Genomic DNA, 18,252 nt, shown 5'->3' with positions numbered 1-18,252 from the left:
GCAGATGCGAGAGCCACGAGATCCACGATGACAGACGAACCACTGCGAATCGGCGTTCTGGGGTATCGATTCATGGGCAAGGCGCACGCGAACGCGCTGGCGCGATTACCGATGTTCTTCCCGGACGCGCCCGCGATCGAGCGACACACGCTCGTCGGGCGCGACGAGGAGGCGCTCGCCGAGGCGGCCGACCGATTCGGCTTCGCCCACACGGAGACCGACTGGGAGGCAGCGATCGACGCGGTGGACGTGTTCTACAATCTCGGACCGAACCACGTTCACGCGGAGCCGTCGATCGCGGCACTGGAGGCGGGAGTGCCCGTCTTCTGTGAGAAACCGCTCGCGCCGACGCTGGCGGAAGCGGGAGCAATGCGCGACGCCGCGGCCGCGGCTGACGTCCCGGCGGGCGTCGCGTTCAACTACCGGTTCATCCCAGCGATCCGCTACGCGCGGAACCTGATCGCGGACGGCGAGCTCGGCGAGATCCGGCAGGTTCGCGGGCGGTATCTACAGGACTGGCTCGTCGATCCCGACGCCCCGTGGGCGTGGCGGCTCGACGAGGAGCTGGCCGGTTCCGGCGTGCTCGGCGATCTCGGCGCGCACACGATCGACCTCGCGAGCTTCCTCGTCGGCGAGGCGGTCGGCGGCGTCGAGCGCGTCTCCGGCCACCTCCACACGTTCGTCGACGAGCGCCCCGTCTACGACGCGGACGGAGCCGTCGAGGAGTATCGCGACGTCACGGTCGACGATGCGTACACCGCACAGGTCGCCTACGAGTCCGGGGCCATGGGAAGCTTCGAGGCCTCCAGATTCGCGACGGGCCACAAGAACGACCACACGATCGAGGTACACGGCTCGAAGGGGAGCCTCCGGTTCTCGCTCGAACGGCTCAACGAACTGGAGCTGCTCGACGAGGACGCTCGCGGATACGAGACGATCCTCGTCACCGACGAGTCCGATCCGTACGTCGACCACTGGTGGCCGCCGGGCCACGTCATCGGCTGGGAGCACACGTTCGTCCACGAGAACTACGAGTTCTTACGGTCGTTGTCCACTGGAACCGTTCCGGACACCTTTCCGACCTTCGCGGACGGCTATTCCGTGCAACAAACGCTCGACGCGATCGAACGCGCCGACGAGCGCGGCGAATGGATCTCGGCAGGCGACGGTGAGTAGCCGGTCACTCGGCGGCGATGAACGCGAGACGGTCGGTACGGGGAGCGGCGGTCAGGCCGGCAGGCCTCCGCCGAGGTCGTCGGTTTCCCACCCTTCGACGGCGGCCTCGTCGGGGTCGTACTCGCCGAGCGTTTTCGACCGGTCGAAGCCCACCGGGTTCCAGACGACTTCGACCTCCTCGTTTCCGGTTGCGCCGTTGACCGCAACACGGTCTCCCGGCCGAACGAGTCCGTCACCCGGCCACGCTCCGAACTGCACGTTCTCGTTAGGATCGGTTCCGTGAACGTGCAGGTCCTCCGCGGGAATCGGCTCGCCACCCTGGTGAACGATGATGAGTTCGTCGTCGTCGACGTCGATGTCGAACTCGGCGTCCGGCGGTGCGACCGCGTCGATGAATCCGAACATCGCCGCGCCGACGACCGCCAACAGGAGAACGACGACGCCGGCCAGCAAGCCGGTCCCCGCCATCGGGGTGAACCCCCTGTCATCGTTTCGGAGCGAACGCATTCAGTTCACGGTCGGTGCGTGCACCTCTAAGACGTTGCGACCCAGATATCACACTCGATAACGGCCGTCCAAGCGGGAACGAATCGGAACCGCATTATCTCCCGACGACGAACGATACGCCGTGTCATCGAGCGTCGACGCGAGTCGGATGGGTCGAGAGCGAGGGCTCCGTGGCATCGCTCGCGCGTGGATCCACGTGCTCGTTCGCCCTCGGACGTTCTTCGCGAGCCGAGTGCGACGGGGTGATCAGGCGCCCGGGTTGACGTTCGCGGTCGCCGTCGCCGTCGTGTTCACGCTCGGGTGGCTCGCCACGGACCCCACGATCGTCCCGGGAATCGCCGAGTCAAAGGCGCTGTCCGCGGCGGTCGTCGTGGCGGTGGTGCTCGCGCTTGCGGCACCGGTCGGCCTCCATCTCACCGCCGCGGTCGCAACGCTCTCGCTGTTGGTCGCGAGCATCGAGGTAAGGGACGGAATACGGCTCCGCGAGCGGGGCGGCGTCAGCGAAACGGTGCAGATCGTCGCGTACGCGAGCGCACCGCTGGCGCTCGGCGGTCCCGCGATTCCGGAACTTCGATTCGTCTGTGGGGTGTACGCCGTGGTCCTCCTCCTCGTCGGCGTCCGGGTCGTCCATGGCACGTCGCCGGCCCGGACGGTGGTTGCCGGCGTCCCACCCGCGGTGGTCGGATACGGTGTCGGATATCGAGTGATCGAGGCGGGTCGCACGGCTTTCGGCGGGTGATATCGACCGACTCGGTCGGCAGCACCGGAAACGGCGCGAGCGGAGACTGCTCGGCCGCCTCCCCCCGACAACGGAGTGCGCCGGATCCGAGCCAGTCGCGGGCGGCTTTCGACAACAGTTTTAGGCGTGAACTACTCGGCATATACAAATGGATCAGCATATGAATCGTACCGTCTCCGTGACCGATCGCACCCGAGACGGCCGCGAAGCGGACGTCGCGTTCGAACACCGAACAACGCCACCAGTATCGACGACATGAACTGGGACAACCTCCACGAGGAAGACGTCGTATTCGACTTCCGCGGGAACTCCCCGCAGGAACTCGTTTCCGGTCGGTTCTACCACGGTACCGTCGACGGGTACGCCGAGTTCGGCGTGTTCGTCGACTTGGCGCCGGGCGTGACCGGACTGCTGCACCGTTCCGAACTCGACCGTCGCCTAGAAAGTCTGGAGTGGGAGCCGGGTGACGACGTGATCGTCCAGGTGAAAGGCGTTCGCGACAACGGAAACATCGATCTCGCGTGGTCGATCCGCAAAACGGAGCGGGAGTTCCGTGGCGTCTTCGCGCACGACGGCGAGAACGAATGGGCGCTGGACGAGGACGGGACGGACGAGGAGGCCAGCGCCGGCGACGGCGACGCCGACGCCGACGATGGGTCGGAGTCGGATGTCGATTCGGAACCCGGTGTCGACGCGGAGCCGGATGTCGATTCGGAACCCGATGTTGATGTGGGGTCCGAACTCGAAGCCGACGCGGTCGAAGCCGACGCGGTCGAAGCCGACGCGGTCGAAGCCGACGCGGTCGAAGCCGACGCCGGCGAGTCGGACGAGGAGGAGATCGACGAGCAGGATGCGGACGGGACGACGGGGGACGCGGAGCCGGTCAAGGACCGCGAGCGCGCCCCGATCGAGACGCTCACCGACCGCGTCGGCGACGCGGTCCGAGTCGAGGCAGAAGTCGTCAGCGTCCGGCAGACCGGCGGTCCGACGATCTTCGAGGTGCGAGACGAAACCGGCGTCGTCGACGCGGCAGCGTTCGTCGAGGCGGGGGTTCGGGCGTACCCGGATGTCGAGGTGGGCGACGTGGTTCGGCTCGACGGCGACGTCGAACGTCGCCGCGGGGAGATACAGCTCGAGACGGACGCCCTTGCCGTGCTCGCGGGCGACGAAGCCACTACGGTCCGCCATCGGCTCGCTGAGGCGCTCACGGCGAAGGCGCGGCCCGAGGGGCTCCAGCCGCTGGCGGGCGACGAGGCGGTCGCCGAACTCGGTGAGGGGCTGTTGGACGCCGCGGAAGCCGTTAGGCGCGCGGTGCTCGAGTCTCGCCCGATCGTCGTTCGCCATCCCGCCACCGCCGACGGGTACGTCGCTGGCGCGGCGGTCGAGCGCGCGACGCTCCCGCTGATCCGGGAGGAGCACGCGAAAAGCGACGCCGAGTATCACTACTTCACCCGGCGCCCCCTCGACGAGCCGATCTACGAGATGGACGCCGCAACGAACGACGTCACTCGCATGCTCCAAGACCGGGACCGTCACGACGAGAAGCTCCCACTGTTCCTGCTCGTCGGAACGGGCTCGACCGTCGAGTCGGAGGACGGCCTAGGGCTGTTGTCGGTGTACGGTGCGGAAGCGGTCGTCGTTGACGCTGCCGCCGCGGACCCGGAGATCCGCGATGCCGTCGACACGCTCGTCTCGCCGGAGCTCGCGGCCGTCGACGAGAACCTCTCGACGACCGCGCTCGTCGCCTCGTTGGCGTCGGCGATCAACGACGATGTCCGGTCGGAGCTCGAGCACCTCCCCGCCGTGAGCTACTGGGAGGACACACCGGATCGATACGTCGATCTCGCACACGACGCGGGCTACGACGTCGAGCGCGTCGCCGAACTCCGCGAAGCGATCGCACTCGAGGCGTACTACCAGTCGTACGAGGACAAACGCGAGCTCGTCGCGGACCTCCTGTTCGAGGACGGCGGCGACCTCGTCGCGCACGTCTCCGAGCAGTTCCGGGAGAAGCTCGAAACGGAGCTGGAGACCGCGATGGCGAACGTCGTCACCGAGGCGGCCGGTGGCGTCGAGTTCGCCGTCCTCGACACCGATAAGTACACCCACCGGTTCGACTTCCCGCCGACGTCGCTTTTGATCGACGACCTCCATCGTCGCCACGCGAACGGCGAGCCGTTCGCAACCGTCGGCATCGGTACCGACGAGCTGTACGTCCGTACGAGTGAGGCGGTGTCGATCCGAGACGTCGCGACACGCGCAGCCGAGACGGCACCCGCGGCCGACATCGACACCGCCGGCGTGCGCGAGGGGAAACTCGAGTTCCTCTCGGGCGAGCGGGAAGCGGTCGAGAACGCGGTGGTCGCCGCGGTCGCCGACGAGTTCCCGGTGTAGACCGGCCGTCAGGGAAACCGAAGCGTTTCGCACGCCCCCGAGACGGTCCACCTGAGTTTGTGTCGATCAGACACGTCGTCCAGCTACGATACTCGTTCGTCGATGCAGGTGGATGCGACGTGAACTGCGTTCTCGATGCTGATCTCGAACCCGTCCTCGAACGTCGAACCGAACAGGCTCTCCTCGGCTGAGCTATCGGAAACGAACGGAGTGGACTCCGCACCGACCCACCTAAGTGGCCGCCCTCTCTTCCCGTGATATGGACGACCGGACGCTGACTGACCTTCTACGGCGGTTCGGGCTGTCGGAAAAGGAGGTCGACACGTATCTCACGCTGCTCGAACACGGCGAGGCGAAGGCGAGCACCGTCGCCGACGCCGCCGGCGTCTCGAAGCGCTACGTCTACAGCGTGAGCGAGTCGCTAGCGAACCGCGGCTTCGTGGAGGTCAACGACCACGTCGTTCCGACGACGATCCGCGCGAACCCACCGGAGGAGGTGATAGGCCGCCTACGCGAAGACGTCGAATCGATCCGGCCCGGTCTCGAGGAGCGGTTCTCGCGAGTCGACGAGCGTGCCGAGCAGTTCGAGGTGATCAAGTCCCGCGTGACCGTGCTCAAGCGGGTCCGATCGCTTGTCGCCGACGCGGAGACGGGATTGATCCTCTCCGTGCCGGGGGAGCATCTCTCCGAGATTCGAGAAGCGCTGGCCGCCGCGGTCGACCGTGGCGTCTTCGTGCTGCTCATCGTCTCCGATACCGTCGAGGTCCCCGATGTCGATGGGGTCGCCAGCGTCACTCGCTCGTGGACAGAGGCGATGCCGACCCTCCTCACCGTCGACTCCGCGGCCGGCGTCGTCGCCCCGCCGGAGCTGCTCCAGCGCTCGAACACCGACCGACAGGCCATCGTCTTCGCGCAGGAACAGCTCGCGCCCGTCATCGTCGGCTCGTTTCTCGGTAACTACTGGCCTGCCGCCACCGAGGTGGCGACGGCCCCCCCGAACGACCTCCCGATAGAGACGGCCAATTTCCGTGATGCCGTCCTCCAGGCGACCCTCCACCTCCGCGACGAGGTTCCGCTCCGAGCGATCGTCGGCGGACGGTTCACCGACGACGATACCCCCATCGAGCTGGAAGGGACCGTCGTCGGCGTCAACCAGGGGATGGTCGAGCCCGCAAACAACGAGTTCCCCGTGCAACACTCGCTCGTCGTGGAGAGCGACGATCGAACCGTCACCGTCGGCGGTCCGGGCGCATTCGTCGAGGACGTCGAGGCCGACCTCGTCCGGCTGGAGCGCGCTTGACGTTGGGGCGACCGGCGATCGACCGCGACAAGGTCTCGGAAGTGAACGGTAACGTTCGATGTCGGTTGTAGATCGGCTTTATTCGATAATCCCGTCGTCGCCGTCGTCTGACCCCCCGCTACCGCCAGTCCCGGTGTCAGCCGCCGAAGCGGCGTCGACGTCGACACCCGCGATCATCGCGAGCGTGTGATCCTCCTCGGTAGTTCGCAGCTCCCGCGGATACACCCCGACGGTCACCACGAGGTCCTCGTCGGTCGCGGCCGCCTCAGTCACGTGCAGGTCGACGTCGACCTGAGCCCCGTCGAACGTCGCCTCCGCCTCGAACCGCGTGCGCGTGACGGTCTCGCCGAGCAGTTCGATCTCGGCTTCCGTGTCGCGTTCGATCCCGGACAGCCCTTCGTAGCCGTCCTGTACGAGATCGACGAGCTCCTCGGCGTCCATCTCCGCGACCGGATTGAACTCGCGGCCGAACGCGGACACCTGCGGGGTTGCGAACGCCACAAAGACGCCGGCCTGCTGCTCGCCGAGCGGCCCGATATCGAGCGTCTTCTCGTACTCGACGACGTGGTTCGTCGCGACGACGGTCTCCTCGATCGGACCGACGCCGACGGGTTCCTCGATGACGACCCGGTCGACATCGCTCAACTCGTATCCCGCATCCGACGCGACCGACTCACGCACCCCGTAGACCCGCGACTCGTACTCCGTGATGTCGCCGAGGCAGCCGGCGAGCCCGGCGACGCCGACCATCCCGGCTCCCGCGAGGATCTGCCGTCTCGTCGATTCGGGCCCGTCGTCGTCGGAACGTTCAGTCCGCACGTCGCGTCTCTCGGTCGCCAGTCGGTTCGTCGTGGGGCCGGTCATCGACGCCACGTTACCGAGCCTGCCTCAAGAGACCACCGATGAGCGCCGGTGCGTCACGAACCCGTCGAAGATCGGTCGCTCGGAGGCGATTTCGGAGCCAGCCGGGACAAGCTTCATGCTCACGTAGTCGTATGTACCGTGCATGCATCGGACTGACGGCCGCGGTCGGTCGGGGGCGCTCGAGACCGCGGCCCGCGATCGAGGACTGGGTAGTCCGGAGCCGGACTCCGGGGGTGCCGAGCCGGGCTCCGGCCACGGACCACAGGTGTCCCGCGTTCCGGAGTCACACGTACACGACACCTTCGACGTCGACGGGATCGACACGAAACGACGGGAGTCGCTGCTCGAGGCGCTTCTCGTCGACCGTGATGGAGTGAGCGCCGCCTCGGCAACCGCGCGGAACGGGATCGTCGGGATCCACCACGACCCGGACCGTTCCCGTGACGCGCTTCGCGACGAGCTCGAATCGTACGGGCTCGTGGTCGCGCAGGGCGACGAGGCGTTCGCGAGTCGGCGTGCCGCCCAGTTCGACGCGGCCCGCGTCGCGGTCGCCGTGCTGTTCGGGCTGATGGTCGTCGTGCCGTACGTCGGCGTGTTGTATCCGACTCGGATCGAGTGGCTCTTCTACGATCCGGTCACCGTGGCGTACCTCCAGTCGCTTCTCGACTCGCGGGTCGCGACCCACTTCTTCGTCAACCTCGCCGTGCTTTCGGGTGTCGCGTTCCTCGTCGCCTGCGGTCCGACGATCCGACGGGCCGTGGCGGCGGCGAAGACGGGACGGGCCACGAACGAAGCAGCGTTCGTCGCCGGCGTCGTCGGCGTGTACGCGTACAGCACGCTCGCCGCGTTCACCGGCTTCGGCGGGGCGGTCCACTACGACATCGTCGCGTACGCCGTCGTCGGAGCGACGCTGTGGACGCGGTACGACGTCGATGCGACGGTCACCGACGCAGATCCCGACGTCAGCACCGACTCAGACGTCGACCCGGTCGGCTCCGCAGTCGACGAGGGCGCACCCACGACGGACGATGACGGACCGGTCGCGATGACCGACGGCGGTCGATGACATCCTCCGCGCCGTGAACGGAGAGGGACTACGTCCCTCAAGCAGTCGGGCGAAGCCCGACGACGGCGCGGTTTCCTCCGTGGGAGTCCCAGTTGGTCCAAGATTCCCCGGAAGCAACATTCCCGTCACGGTGGACGGTACTCGGGTCTGTGCGCTGTTTTTTCGGACGGTGAGAGCGTGGTGACTCCGACCATTCATGGTCGTCCCACTCGAACCGCACGGGCCGTGCCATCGGCCTGACTGCTTGCTCTGTGTGCCGTTGACGAGACGCTCCGCGTCTCGTTCGGTCTGTCGAACCACACTGCGGGCACTCTTGACTGGTCCATGCTTCCGACCGAACTTCGACCGAGATACCGTATTCTTCGGCGGTACAGACCAGCCGTTCGGTGAATTGCTTGAACGCCCAGAAGTTGTGGGTCTTGGCGTTCGTCTCGACCGACCAGTGCGTGTCGAGTACGTCGGTCATGCCACCGATATACACCGTATCCACACCTTGGGCATACAGCCGTTCGAGCAGGTCACGACACAGTCATTGACTGGGCAATCCACGGACGCATCAAAGACTACGCAGAATCGAACGACCTGAACCTCTCGGAAGCCTATTAGAAACCGGTCTGGAAGCGTTGGAGACTCGAGGCCAGCAGTGACTTGACGGTTCCTTACCGGAGCTTACGCGATTTACTCTCGCCCTGTTCGCTCCTCGGTTCCGAGTAAGCGTCGGAACGCTCGTCACTCACGGGAAAGGCGGGATTCTCTCGCTGTATCAAGATAGCACGCGTCTACCGGCCTAGTGGCGGGAGCCTGCCGTCCCGCTGTTCCCGGTGGCGGGAGCCTGCCGCCCGCTGTTCCGACGCAGCCCTACGCGTCCAACACCTCGATCAGGTTCCCCTCCGGGTCGCGCACGAACAGGATCCGGGTGCCACTCGACGTCGTTCGGGGCGTGCTCAACGTTTCGACCTCGTCGTCGAGCCCGGCGTGGAAGGCGTCGACGTCGTCGACGGTAACTCCGAGATGCACCGCACCCGGCCGATTGAGCGCCGGATCGTCACGGGCGTCGGCTTCCGGCTCGTACTCGATCAGTTCGAGTCTGACGCCGTCGGCGTCGAGATGGGCGAACAAGCCGGATGCGTTCGGCACGTCGACGGCGTCAGCGAACGCCTCGCCCGAGACGGAGAACTCCGAGAGAACGCCGAAGCCGAACGCCTCAGTGTAAAAGTCGACGGCACGGTCCAGATCGGCGACGGTGATACCCACGTGATGGGCGCTGGGGTCGCTCATGCGTGGCGGTTCGGTCGCCTCCGCATAAGCTGTACCGACCTACACTCCCCAGCGACTTCCCCAACGCCGAAACTGCGGCCCGGGAGTGGAGCGACGACCGGGACCGAAACGTCCAACCGCCAGCCGGCCGACGCGTCAGTATGCACGTCGTGGTCAACGCCGCACAGAGCGTCGACGGGAAGCTCGCAACCTGTCGCCGCGAGCAGCTTCGGATCTCTGGCCCGGAAGATTTCGACCGGGTCGACCGCGTTCGCGCGGCCGCCGACGCGGTGCTGGTCGGCGTCGGAACAGTGATCGCCGACGACCCTCACCTCACGCTCGACGAGGAGGACCGTCGCGTGAATCGGCTGACTGCCGGTCGTTCCGGGAATCCGGCTCGGGTCGTGCTCGACTCGACGGGTCGAACGCCGACGGACGCGCGGATACTCGACGACGCGGCGACGACGTACCTGCTCGTCTCGGCGGCGACGACCGCGGATCGACGAGCGGAGCTCGAGGCTGCCGGGGCGGAGGTGATCGTCGCCGGCGACGACGCCGACATCGGCGCGGATCGCGTCGATCTCGAGGACGGATTCGCGACGCTTGCGGACCGTGGCATCGACCGACTGATGATTGAAGGCGGCGGCGAGGTGATCTTCTCATGTTTCGAGGCCCGACTCGTCGACGAGCTGCACGTGTACGTCGGCTCACTCGTGATCGGCGGCCGCGACGCCCCGACGCTCGCCGACGGGGACGGGTTCACCGATGAATTACCTCGGCTGAAGCTAACCGACACCGAACGGCTCGACGATGGGATCGTGCTCTCGTACGAGGCACTCGACGAGTAAAACTGAGGATCGGCGACGTGAGTTGTGTAACGGTTATCCGCCCGACGTATCCGTCATGTCGGTAGCCGCGGCGTGCGTCGGCGACCGCGGGGTGCGTCGCATCCCCTCTCCGAATCACGTGGACACGATCTCGATCGGGACGAGCAGGAAACAGAGCGCACCGACGGCGAACGTGGCGATCCCGACCGCGAGCCGCGGCCATCCCAACCGGTCCTCCTCGCCGGGATCGGCGGGCCCGTTGAATGCGATCACCATCGAGAACACGCCCCAAAACGCCCAAAGCCCGACGGACTCGTCCAGACCGAACCCCTGCCAGTAGTAGAGGTACGCGGCGATCCCGAAGAGGATCCCCGGCACGAGCGACGCGATCGTCTCCTGCCGGGGGCCGATCATGGCCCGAACCATGTGCCCGCCGTCGAGCTGTCCGACTGGGAGGAGGTTCAGGAGTGTGAAAAACATCCCCACCCACCCGCCGATAACGACCGGATGCGCGGAGAGTCCAGGGTCCGAGTACGTCGTTCGCTCGCCGAGAAGCTCGGCGATGATCGTTAACAGTGGTGGGTTGTTGAACCGAATCATCGTTCCCGATTGGTTTGCCACCTCCGCGGGAACCCGGATCGGATCGAGTGAGAGGCCGATGGCCGTAACGACGACCGTCGCGACGAGACCCGCGATCGGCCCGGCCGCACCGACGTCGAACAGCACCTTTCGCGAGGGCATCCGACCGCGCATTCGGATCACCGCACCGAGGGTACCGAACGGGAAGACGAACGGGATGACGTACGGAAGCGACACGTCGACGCCGTGGTACTTTGCCGCGGCGTAGTGACCGAGTTCGTGGATCATCAACACGCCGAGCACGGCGGCGGTGAACGGCCACGCCTGCAGCATCGTTAGGGGATTCGCCCGGATCTCGGCGAGCGGGACGTAGTACCATCCGTACGCGCCGACGAAAAGCGTCGTGAGCACGGTCGTGACGAACAGCGTGAGGTTCACCCATGGAATTCCCTCGCGGCCGTGATCGAACGGCGTTGCGACGACAACGTGGCGACCTTCGACCCGCTCGAGCTCGACATCGTAGCCGGCTTCCCGGAACGCGGGGACTATCTTTCGAAGGAGCGTCCGCTCCGGAACGTATGACTCGCCGACGTAGCGGACGCGACCGTCGTCGTCGCGAACGTCGTCGATCCGGAAGAACGTTTGAAGCGGCTTCGGACGGGGGACGTCCGGGCCGCCGACGGCCTCCCCGTCCTCGCGTTCTGACATCGTCAGCCGTTAGCTACGAGTAGCTATAAATCCCGCGTCGTGCGTCTCCCACGACCGTCGCGAGACGGAGGCTCACGTTGTTTTCAACGTTCCGGGACGGTCCACCGGCGACGGTCCACCGGTACCAGCTCACCGGCGACGGAAGCCCAGTCGCAGTGTGACGGGGATGACCGGGAGAAACGGGGACGCGCTCGTGAGCTTACGCGGGTTCGACGCGCCACGTGGTCGCACCCGTGTACGACCACTTCTCGACGGTGAGTTCGGAGGCGGAATCCCGGAGCTTCACCATCAGCGCACCGATCTCCTTCGGGGAGAGATCGACCTCTTCGGAGATGAACTTCCCTTTGAAGTACATCTCCCCGTCCTCGGCGCGGTCGAGCAAGTACCGTTTGAGCCGCTCTTCCTTGCTGAGGTCGTCGGTCGAAGTCGCGTCCGTGGAGGGAGTCGCAGTCGCGCTCATGATACACCCATTGGTTGTGACCGGAGGGTGTTATAAAGGGCACAACGTTCGGTAGCGTTCAGCGTTTTTTATCGTTAAACTCCCCCTAAAACGTGTCTGACGTACCTTTTAAAATAGTTTCAAAGCCGCTTAGAAATTTTATAGCGCTATTTGAGGGTGTAAGTCGGTCGCTCGCTTCGTCGTCACAACCGACAGGTAGTCGTCGGTTTTCGAGCACCTCTCGGTGATTGTCTCCGGATAGTGGTCGCCGATTTCGGTCAGCCGCGGCAGTGTGGTTGCCATGATCGGGACGCTGGAACCAGTCGGCATGCGGTCACGGATGGTCCACACCCGCGATCGCGACGCGGTTTTCGCCCGCGATCGCGACACCTCGAGACGGAAAGGGTGTCATAAAACTGTTTTCATCTGTCGGTGTAAACCGTTCTATGACACTCTCTGAGTCCGGGAAAACTTCCAGTTGCGTGGTCGCATTCGGGCATGGATTGTGATGGCGGCTGTGGAGCTGCCGGACAAACGAGAGTCAAGATCCGTGGAACACCGCTCGTCGGAGTGCTGCTCCAGTACGCCCGTTCGAGGGCGTTTTCACCCGTCTCGATACACGTCGATCTCGGTCGCCGACTCGTCGTGGAGGATCCGAAACCCGTCCGCCGTCTCGATCACGCCGCGGGTGCTCTCGGGTGTTTCGCGGTACGGACTATCGGTTGCCTCGCTTCTGGCGTACGAGCTCTGATACGGGGAGCGATACGGTGACGGCTCAACTGGCTCGTCGAAGCTCTCCGGAGGTAAAAACACCCGTTCGCCGGACTCGGATCGAACCACGACGGCGATGTCACGCGTGCCGCTCACGTCGATCACCGTTCGGTCGTCCGTGACGCGGGTGTCGATGTCGACTTCGGACATGCGTCCACCTGTGTGCGGCAGCCGCTTAGGTGTGCCGGCACGGGATGTCGAGCCGGCACGGGATGTCGAGCCGGCCGCCGGAGCCGCCTACATGGCTGAGGCGAGTCGGGTGAACCCTTTTGTGCGGTCGCGTCGAATCTCGGTCCGATGGACGTCAACGACCATGCCGAGGAGCTCGCCTCCGACCTCGGCGTCGACAAAGAGGAGGTCGCGGCAGACCTGCAGAACCTGTTGGAGTATAGCGTCCCGATCGACGAGGCGAAACAGAGCGTTCGACGGAAACACGGCGGCGGGAGCGGTGGCTCGTCACCGACGCCGGACAGCGTCGACGTCGACGAGATCACCACCGACCACGGCAACGTCACCGTGACTGTGCGCGTGCTCACGGCCGGCACGCGGACGATCCGGTATCAGGGTGACGACATCACGATCCGCGAGGGCGAGCTCGCGGACGAGACGGGGACGATATCGTACACCGCCTGGCAGGAGTTCGGGTTCGAGCCCGGCGACTCGCTCACGATCGGTAACGCCGGCGTCCGCGAGTGGGACGGCGAGCCGGAGCTCAACCTGAACGAGTCGACGACGGTCGCGATCGCCGACGAGACGGTCGCGGTCGACGAACGCATCGGCGGTGACCGACGGCTCGCTGACGTCAGGGCCGGCGACCGCGGCCGCAACGTCGAGGTTCGCGTGCTCGAGGCCGACGAGAAGACGATCTCCGGGCGCGACGGTGAGACGGAGATCCGCGAGGGCGTCGTCGCCGACGCGACCGCAAAACTCCCGTTCACCGACTGGCACCCCCGGCCGGAAGTCGAACCCGGTGTCGACCTCCGCATCGAGGACGTGTACGTCCGGGAGTTCCGCGGCGTCCCCTCGATCAACCTCACCGAGTTCACCGAGGTGACTCCGCTACCGGACCCCGTCTCGGTCGCGGAGGGCGCGCCGCGTCGCTCCGTCGCAGACGCGGTCGCGTCGGGCGGGATGTTCGACGTCGAGGTGGTCGGCAACGTCCTGGAAGTCCGGGACGGCTCCGGGCTCATCGAGCGCTGCCCGGAGTGTGGACGCGTCACACAGGGCGGCCAGTGTCGAAGCCACGGCGAGGTCGACACCGAAGACGACCTCCGGGTAAAAGCGATCCTCGACGACGGGACGGAGACGGTGACGGTTGTGCTCGACGACGAGTTGACCGCGGAGGTGTACGGTGGCGGGCTGGAGACGGCGCTCGCGGCCGCCAAGGAGGCGATGGACAAGGAGGTCGTCGCCGACACGATCGCGGAACGGATCGTCGGACACGCGTATCGCGTCCGGGGAAGCCTCTCCGTCGACGACTACGGCGCGAACCTCGACGCCGAAGCGTTCGAGCGCGCGAGCGACGACCCGGCTGCAGCCGCTCGCGAGGCACTCGCGGAGGTGGGCGAATGAGCGACGACGGACCCGGTGCTCGGGAGGTCGCCTACCGGCCGTTCGCCGCGGAGTTCGACGATGCGTCGCTGTCGTACTCGGAGAGCGACGAGGAGCGCGCCCCGAACTACGTCGTCACGCCGACCGGCGCGCGCGTCAACCGCCTGTTCGCCGTTGGCGTGCTCACGGAGGTCGAACGCATAAACGACGACACCCGCCGGGGCCGGATCGTCGACCCCTCCGGGGCGTTCGTCACGTACGCCGGACAGTACCAGCCGGAGGCACAGACGTTCCTCGAGCGCGCGACCACCCCGTCGTTCGTCGCGCTGACCGGGAAGGCCCGGACGTTCGAGCCGGAGGACTCCGACCGCGTGTTCACCTCCGTCCGTCCGGAGAGCATCAACGAGGTCGACGCCGACACCCGTGACCGGTGGATCGTCGCCGCCGCGGAGTCGACGCTCGATCGACTCGCGGTGTTCCGCCTGGCGCAGCGGTCGGAGCTGCGCGGCGAGGAGCTTCGACGGGCGCTGGACGCGGGCGGCGCGCCGGCGTCGCTTTCGGCCGGAGTTCCCCGTGCGATCGACCACTACGGCACCACGCCAGCGTACGTCGAGGCGGTCCGCCGGCTCGCCGTCGACGCGCTCGAACTGGTCGCCGGCGACCGGGACGAAGTTCGGCGACCCGAGATCGCGCCGGACGAGGGCGGCGACGCAACGGTCGGAGCGCTCCCCGAGACCGACGTGTCGATCGACGCGAGCACCGTCGGCAGCGAACCCGATGCGATCGAGGGTGACGGCGAGAGCGAGGAGAGCATCGAAAGCGGCGGCGACACGGACGTGGCGGCCGAACCCGACCCGGACGTGGCGGCCGAACCCGACCCGGACGTGGCGGCCGAACCCGACCCGGACGTGGCGGCCGAACCCGACCCGGACGTGGCGGCCGAACCCGACCCGGACGTGGCGGATGCGGTGGCGGGGTCCGGCGCGACACTCGGCGAGGATCCGTCCGTGTCGACCGACGACCACGACGGCGAACCCGGACGCATTGAGAGCGCGGATGAGGACGGGTTCGGTGCCATCGACGACGAGCTTGGCGAGTCAGAGGTGGGAGATTTCGACGATGGGGAGTCCGACGCGGAGCCTGCGGTCTCCGACGAGATGTACGAACTGGACGACGAGGAGCGCGAGGAGATCGAATCGGAGTACGGGACCGAGTTCGCGACCGGAACCGAGGTCGACGACGCAGGCGAGGCCGACATCGACGTTCCGGACCCGGACGAGCCGATCGCGGATGATGTCGACGAGCAAGCCGCCGAGGCCGACACGGACGCCACCGCCGACGTCGATCTCGAGGCCGTCGTCGTCGGGACGATGGACGACCTCGACGACGGTGACGGCGCGGATCGAGAGGCGGTGATCGACGACGTCGTCTCCACGTACGGCGTGACCGCGGACGACGTCGAGGACGCGATAGAGGACGCGCTGATGGGCGGGAAGTGCTACGAGCCGAGCGACGGCGTGTTGAAAGCGATCTGATGGCATGCGTCGAGCCGGTGGTCGGCGAGGCGGCGGCGGTCGCCGCAGTCGCTGGCGAGCGTGTGCTGCTCGTTGCGGACGTGCATGCCGGCATCGAGACCGGGCTTCGGTACGAGCGCGGCGTCGAGCTCGACTCTCGCGCGGCGGAGCGCCGGGATCGAGTCAGGTCGCTCCTCCGTCGTACCGACGCCGACCGACTCGTCGTGCTCGGCGACCTCGCACATCGGATCGCCGCGCCGACGGGCGACGAGCGAGCGGAGCTGTCGGCGTTCGTCGACACCGTCACCGAGCGCGTCCCGCTGACGCTCGTGGAGGGGAACCACGACGGCGGCGTTGCGGAGACGTTCACCGACGGGGTCCGCGAAATCGACGATATCGACGATATCAACGATATCGACGTGATCGGCCCGACGGGCGGGATGCTCGGCGAGGACACGGACGGCTCCCAGATCGGGGTGGTACACGGTCACACCTGGCCCGCACCGGAGCTTCTCACCGCCGACGTGGTGTGTATGGGCCACGAGCATCCGCAAGTGAGACTGGCGGACGCGGTCGGGGGAGCTCGAACCGAGCGCGCGTGGCTTCGTGGCGAGATCGATCCCGTGCGGTTTCTCGAGGAGAGCGACGATGAGGCTTCGGACGGAGCCGATGACCCGCCGGAGCTCGTCGTCTTTCCGGCGTTCAACGAGCGCTCCGGTGGAACGTGGATCAACGTCGACGGGCAGTCGTTTCTCGCGCCGTTCCTTCCCGAAGCGCTCCCCACAGGCGAGGCGTATCTGTTGGACGGCACGCGGCTCGGCGAGTACCGACAGGTCTGATACGCCGAACCGAACGCGAACCGTCGACCGAGTCGCCAGCGTGGCTCACTCGACCGGTTTGAATCGGAATCCGTCCCACTCCTGGCTGTCCGGCTCGCGGATCCCGGCGTCGGGATCGCGGAGTTCGTCGGCGTACACCGGCTCGACGCGGTCGCCGATCGCGACGTCGAACTGTTCACCGTTCCCCGAGTCGACCGTCGAGTCGCGTTCCGAGTCGCGCGTCGTCGTTTCGCTTCGCTCGGCCACCTGACCGAGCGCACGAACGGGTGGTCCGTCGTACTCGTCACCCATCTCGAACTCGACGACCGCGAGCGTGTTCGGCTGTCGGACGCCCGGAGGAGTCGCCGTCGATATCGTCCACGTGATCACCCGTGCCTCGTGCTCGCGGAGGTCGACGGTTCCGGTCCGTTCTGCCCCGTTCGGTCCGACCGGGTGAGGGGGATACGTGACGGTTCCGTCGGCGTACTCCGCGGCCTCGAACGTCGGCTCCTCGTCGGTGTGTGGCTCGCTCATTGTGGTCCCTCCAGAATCGTCGTGGTGACGCAGTTGCCGAATCCGCCGACGTTACACGCGAGACCGACCTCGGCGTCGACCTGTCGCGGCCCGGCGTCGCCGATCACCTGTTTGTAGATCTCGTACACCTGAGCGACCCCGCTCGCGCCGAGAGGGTGTCCCTTCGATTTGAGTCCGCCGGAGGTGTTTATCGGACGGTCACCGTCGCGGTCGGTGACTCCCTCCTCGACGGCTCGCCATCCTTCGCCCTTCTCGAAGAATCCGAGATCCTCGCTCTGGAGGAACTCGAGGATGGTGAACATGTCGTGAAGCTCCGCGACGTCGACATCGTCAGGGGCGACACCGGCCATCTCGTATGCGACGTCCGAGGAGTCGACGACGCCGCCCATCGTCGTGGGGTCCCCGCGCTCGTGGACGACGTGGGTGTCGGTCGCACCACCGATCCCGGAAACGACGGCGTACGACCCGTCGGGGGCGTACTCCTCGGCGACCGACGCCGGACAGAACACGAGTGCCGCGGAGCCGTCGGTGATCGGACAGAAGTCGTACAGTCGGAGCGGATCCGCCACGATCGGCGAGTCGAGCACGGTGTCCAACTCCACTTCCTTTCGGAACTGTGCGTGAGGGTTGTCGACGCCGTTTCGGTGGTTTTTCACCGCGACCTTACCGAGACTCTCCCGAGGAGCGTCGTACGTGTCGAGATACAGCCGCGCAGTCAGGCCCGCGAACGCGGGAAGCGTCACGCCGTGTTTGTACTCGACGGGATGTGTGAGCGACGCGATGACATCGGTCGCCTCGCCGGTCGTCCGGTGAGTCATCTTCTCGCCGCCGACGAGCATCGTGAGGTCGCTCGCGCCCGAGGCGACGGACTGCCACGCTGCGTACACGCCCGCACCGCCGGACGAGGACGTCTGGTCGATCCGAGCGGTGTACGCTGGCATCGCCGACAGGTCGTGTGCCAGGGCGTTCGGGACGCCGGTCTGACCCTCGAACTCGCCGCTGGCCATGTTCGAGACGTACAGGTGGTCGAGGTCGTCGCCGTCGATCCCGGCGTCCGAGAGCGCGGCCTCGCCGGCCTCCGCCAGCAGCTCTCGTACCCACGCGTCCCGCTCGCCGAACTGCGTCATCGACGCGCCGATGATCGCTACGCGTTCCATACGGCGTGGTCCGACCGGCGCACCTAAAACGTATCTTTCCGTGCGTGGCCG

General features: G+C 66.6%; 17 protein-coding genes and 1 pseudogene. 9 read left to right on the top strand and 9 right to left on the bottom strand.

Annotated elements, in window-relative coordinates; genetic code table 11:
* Positions 1-27 precede the first annotated feature (27 nt).
* Positions 28-1,176, top strand: coding sequence for a Gfo/Idh/MocA family protein (locus tag ACYQ0R_RS09220; RefSeq protein ID WP_459822726.1), 1,149 nt, complete (start codon positions 28-30; stop codon positions 1,174-1,176).
* 51 nt (positions 1,177-1,227) lie between these two features.
* Here the strand turns inward: ACYQ0R_RS09220 and ACYQ0R_RS09215 are convergent, their stop codons facing one another.
* A complete protein-coding gene (locus ACYQ0R_RS09215; RefSeq protein ID WP_459822723.1) occupies positions 1,228-1,683 on the bottom strand; it encodes a type IV pilin domain-containing protein in 456 nt (151 codons plus the stop codon).
* A 148-nt stretch (positions 1,684-1,831) separates the two neighbouring features.
* Between ACYQ0R_RS09215 and ACYQ0R_RS09210 the strand changes: the two genes are divergently transcribed.
* The 3 genes from ACYQ0R_RS09210 (at position 1,832) to ACYQ0R_RS09200 (ending at position 6,116) form a co-directional block, all read left to right on the top strand.
* A complete protein-coding gene (locus tag ACYQ0R_RS09210; protein ID WP_459825730.1) occupies positions 1,832-2,422 on the top strand; it encodes a YIP1 family protein in 591 nt (196 codons plus the stop codon).
* A gap of 255 nt (positions 2,423-2,677) precedes the next feature.
* Positions 2,678-4,816, top strand: coding sequence for a DHH family phosphoesterase (locus ACYQ0R_RS09205; protein WP_459822720.1), 2,139 nt, complete (start codon positions 2,678-2,680; stop codon positions 4,814-4,816).
* 259 nt (positions 4,817-5,075) lie between these two features.
* Positions 5,076-6,116, top strand: coding sequence for a TrmB family transcriptional regulator (locus ACYQ0R_RS09200; RefSeq protein ID WP_459822718.1), 1,041 nt, complete (start codon positions 5,076-5,078; stop codon positions 6,114-6,116).
* A gap of 78 nt (positions 6,117-6,194) precedes the next feature.
* Here the strand turns inward: ACYQ0R_RS09200 and ACYQ0R_RS09195 are convergent, their stop codons facing one another.
* Positions 6,195-6,980, bottom strand: a complete 786-nt coding sequence (locus tag ACYQ0R_RS09195; protein ID WP_459822716.1) for a DUF6517 family protein — start codon at positions 6,978-6,980, stop codon at positions 6,195-6,197.
* Between the two features lie 142 nt (positions 6,981-7,122).
* On the opposite strand from ACYQ0R_RS09195, the gene ACYQ0R_RS09190 reads away from it, so the two are divergent.
* Positions 7,123-8,046, top strand: a complete 924-nt coding sequence (locus ACYQ0R_RS09190; RefSeq protein WP_459822714.1) for a hypothetical protein — start codon at positions 7,123-7,125, stop codon at positions 8,044-8,046.
* Positions 8,047-8,083: 37 nt separating this feature from the next.
* On the opposite strand, the pseudogene ACYQ0R_RS09185 reads toward ACYQ0R_RS09190, so the two are convergent.
* Together ACYQ0R_RS09185 and ACYQ0R_RS09180 are read right to left on the bottom strand one after the other, a co-directional pair.
* A pseudogene (locus tag ACYQ0R_RS09185) lies at positions 8,084-8,575 on the bottom strand (zinc ribbon domain-containing protein); the annotation flags it as partial.
* A gap of 329 nt (positions 8,576-8,904) precedes the next feature.
* Positions 8,905-9,324 (bottom strand): VOC family protein, encoded by a 420-nt coding sequence (locus ACYQ0R_RS09180; protein ID WP_459822712.1) that lies wholly within the window; start codon positions 9,322-9,324, stop codon positions 8,905-8,907.
* A gap of 140 nt (positions 9,325-9,464) precedes the next feature.
* Here ACYQ0R_RS09180 and ACYQ0R_RS09175 point away from each other — a divergent pair, with 140 nt between their 5' ends.
* Complete coding sequence (locus ACYQ0R_RS09175; protein ID WP_459822711.1) at positions 9,465-10,151, top strand: 2,5-diamino-6-(ribosylamino)-4(3H)-pyrimidinone 5'-phosphate reductase; 687 nt, start codon at positions 9,465-9,467, stop codon at positions 10,149-10,151.
* A gap of 114 nt (positions 10,152-10,265) precedes the next feature.
* Here the strand turns inward: ACYQ0R_RS09175 and ACYQ0R_RS09170 are convergent, their stop codons facing one another.
* The 3 genes from ACYQ0R_RS09170 to ACYQ0R_RS09160 all read right to left on the bottom strand — a co-directional run bounded on the left by ACYQ0R_RS09170 (position 10,266) and on the right by ACYQ0R_RS09160 (position 12,777).
* Positions 10,266-11,417, bottom strand: coding sequence for a site-2 protease family protein (locus ACYQ0R_RS09170; protein WP_459822708.1), 1,152 nt, complete (start codon positions 11,415-11,417; stop codon positions 10,266-10,268).
* Between the two features lie 199 nt (positions 11,418-11,616).
* Positions 11,617-11,877 carry a DUF7123 family protein gene (locus tag ACYQ0R_RS09165; protein WP_459822706.1) on the bottom strand — a complete coding sequence of 87 codons (261 nt, stop codon included), beginning with the start codon at positions 11,875-11,877 and terminating at the stop codon, positions 11,617-11,619.
* 582 nt (positions 11,878-12,459) lie between these two features.
* On the bottom strand, positions 12,460-12,777 hold the full coding sequence (locus ACYQ0R_RS09160) for a DUF7510 family protein (RefSeq protein ID WP_459822704.1): 318 nt from the start codon (positions 12,775-12,777) through the stop codon (positions 12,460-12,462).
* Positions 12,778-12,924: 147 nt separating this feature from the next.
* Here ACYQ0R_RS09160 and ACYQ0R_RS09155 point away from each other — a divergent pair, with 147 nt between their 5' ends.
* The 3 genes from ACYQ0R_RS09155 to ACYQ0R_RS09145 are packed head-to-tail and all read left to right on the top strand — an operon-like array spanning position 12,925 to position 16,531.
* Complete coding sequence (locus ACYQ0R_RS09155) at positions 12,925-14,199, top strand: Single-stranded DNA binding protein (protein ID WP_459822701.1); 1,275 nt, start codon at positions 12,925-12,927, stop codon at positions 14,197-14,199.
* Complete coding sequence (locus ACYQ0R_RS09150) at positions 14,196-15,713, top strand: RPA family protein (protein WP_459822699.1); 1,518 nt, start codon at positions 14,196-14,198, stop codon at positions 15,711-15,713. The genes ACYQ0R_RS09155 and ACYQ0R_RS09150 overlap by 4 nt, the downstream gene beginning before the upstream one ends.
* Positions 15,713-16,531: a metallophosphoesterase gene (locus ACYQ0R_RS09145; protein ID WP_459822697.1), complete on the top strand. Its 819-nt coding sequence runs from the start codon at positions 15,713-15,715 to the stop codon at positions 16,529-16,531. Before ACYQ0R_RS09150 ends, ACYQ0R_RS09145 begins: the two co-directional genes overlap by 1 nt.
* Before the next feature lie 45 nt (positions 16,532-16,576).
* Here ACYQ0R_RS09145 and ACYQ0R_RS09140 read toward each other — a convergent pair whose 3' ends face one another.
* Positions 16,577-17,044 (bottom strand): PhlB family protein, encoded by a 468-nt coding sequence (locus tag ACYQ0R_RS09140; protein WP_459822694.1) that lies wholly within the window; start codon positions 17,042-17,044, stop codon positions 16,577-16,579.
* Positions 17,041-18,201, bottom strand: coding sequence for a thiolase family protein (locus ACYQ0R_RS09135; protein ID WP_459822692.1), 1,161 nt, complete (start codon positions 18,199-18,201; stop codon positions 17,041-17,043). The genes ACYQ0R_RS09140 and ACYQ0R_RS09135 overlap by 4 nt, the downstream gene beginning before the upstream one ends.
* Positions 18,202-18,252: the final 51 nt, after the last annotated feature.

This window comes from Halorubrum luteum (assembly GCF_054652935.1).
Note: the sequence above shows the minus strand (reverse complement) of the source record. Positions and strands in the feature narration are given on the sequence as shown.

What these genes read in the sequence shown, in the direction of transcription:
- ACYQ0R_RS09220 (WP_459822726.1), top strand. Translation starts at nt 28, where the DNA reads ATGACAGACGAACCACTGCGAATCGGCGTTCTGGGGTATCGATTCATG.
- ACYQ0R_RS09215 (WP_459822723.1), bottom strand. Translation starts at nt 1,683, where the DNA reads ATGCGTTCGCTCCGAAACGATGACAGGGGGTTCACCCCGATGGCGGGG.
- ACYQ0R_RS09210 (WP_459825730.1), top strand. Translation starts at nt 1,832, where the DNA reads ATGGGTCGAGAGCGAGGGCTCCGTGGCATCGCTCGCGCGTGGATCCAC.
- ACYQ0R_RS09205 (WP_459822720.1), top strand. Translation starts at nt 2,678, where the DNA reads ATGAACTGGGACAACCTCCACGAGGAAGACGTCGTATTCGACTTCCGC.
- ACYQ0R_RS09200 (WP_459822718.1), top strand. Translation starts at nt 5,076, where the DNA reads ATGGACGACCGGACGCTGACTGACCTTCTACGGCGGTTCGGGCTGTCG.
- ACYQ0R_RS09195 (WP_459822716.1), bottom strand. Translation starts at nt 6,980, where the DNA reads ATGACCGGCCCCACGACGAACCGACTGGCGACCGAGAGACGCGACGTG.
- ACYQ0R_RS09190 (WP_459822714.1), top strand. Translation starts at nt 7,123, where the DNA reads ATGCATCGGACTGACGGCCGCGGTCGGTCGGGGGCGCTCGAGACCGCG.
- ACYQ0R_RS09180 (WP_459822712.1), bottom strand. Translation starts at nt 9,324, where the DNA reads ATGAGCGACCCCAGCGCCCATCACGTGGGTATCACCGTCGCCGATCTG.
- ACYQ0R_RS09175 (WP_459822711.1), top strand. Translation starts at nt 9,465, where the DNA reads ATGCACGTCGTGGTCAACGCCGCACAGAGCGTCGACGGGAAGCTCGCA.
- ACYQ0R_RS09170 (WP_459822708.1), bottom strand. Translation starts at nt 11,417, where the DNA reads ATGTCAGAACGCGAGGACGGGGAGGCCGTCGGCGGCCCGGACGTCCCC.
- ACYQ0R_RS09165 (WP_459822706.1), bottom strand. Translation starts at nt 11,877, where the DNA reads ATGAGCGCGACTGCGACTCCCTCCACGGACGCGACTTCGACCGACGAC.
- ACYQ0R_RS09160 (WP_459822704.1), bottom strand. Translation starts at nt 12,777, where the DNA reads ATGTCCGAAGTCGACATCGACACCCGCGTCACGGACGACCGAACGGTG.
- ACYQ0R_RS09155 (WP_459822701.1), top strand. Translation starts at nt 12,925, where the DNA reads ATGGACGTCAACGACCATGCCGAGGAGCTCGCCTCCGACCTCGGCGTC.
- ACYQ0R_RS09150 (WP_459822699.1), top strand. Translation starts at nt 14,196, where the DNA reads ATGAGCGACGACGGACCCGGTGCTCGGGAGGTCGCCTACCGGCCGTTC.
- ACYQ0R_RS09145 (WP_459822697.1), top strand. Translation starts at nt 15,713, where the DNA reads ATGGCATGCGTCGAGCCGGTGGTCGGCGAGGCGGCGGCGGTCGCCGCA.
- ACYQ0R_RS09140 (WP_459822694.1), bottom strand. Translation starts at nt 17,044, where the DNA reads ATGAGCGAGCCACACACCGACGAGGAGCCGACGTTCGAGGCCGCGGAG.
- ACYQ0R_RS09135 (WP_459822692.1), bottom strand. Translation starts at nt 18,201, where the DNA reads ATGGAACGCGTAGCGATCATCGGCGCGTCGATGACGCAGTTCGGCGAG.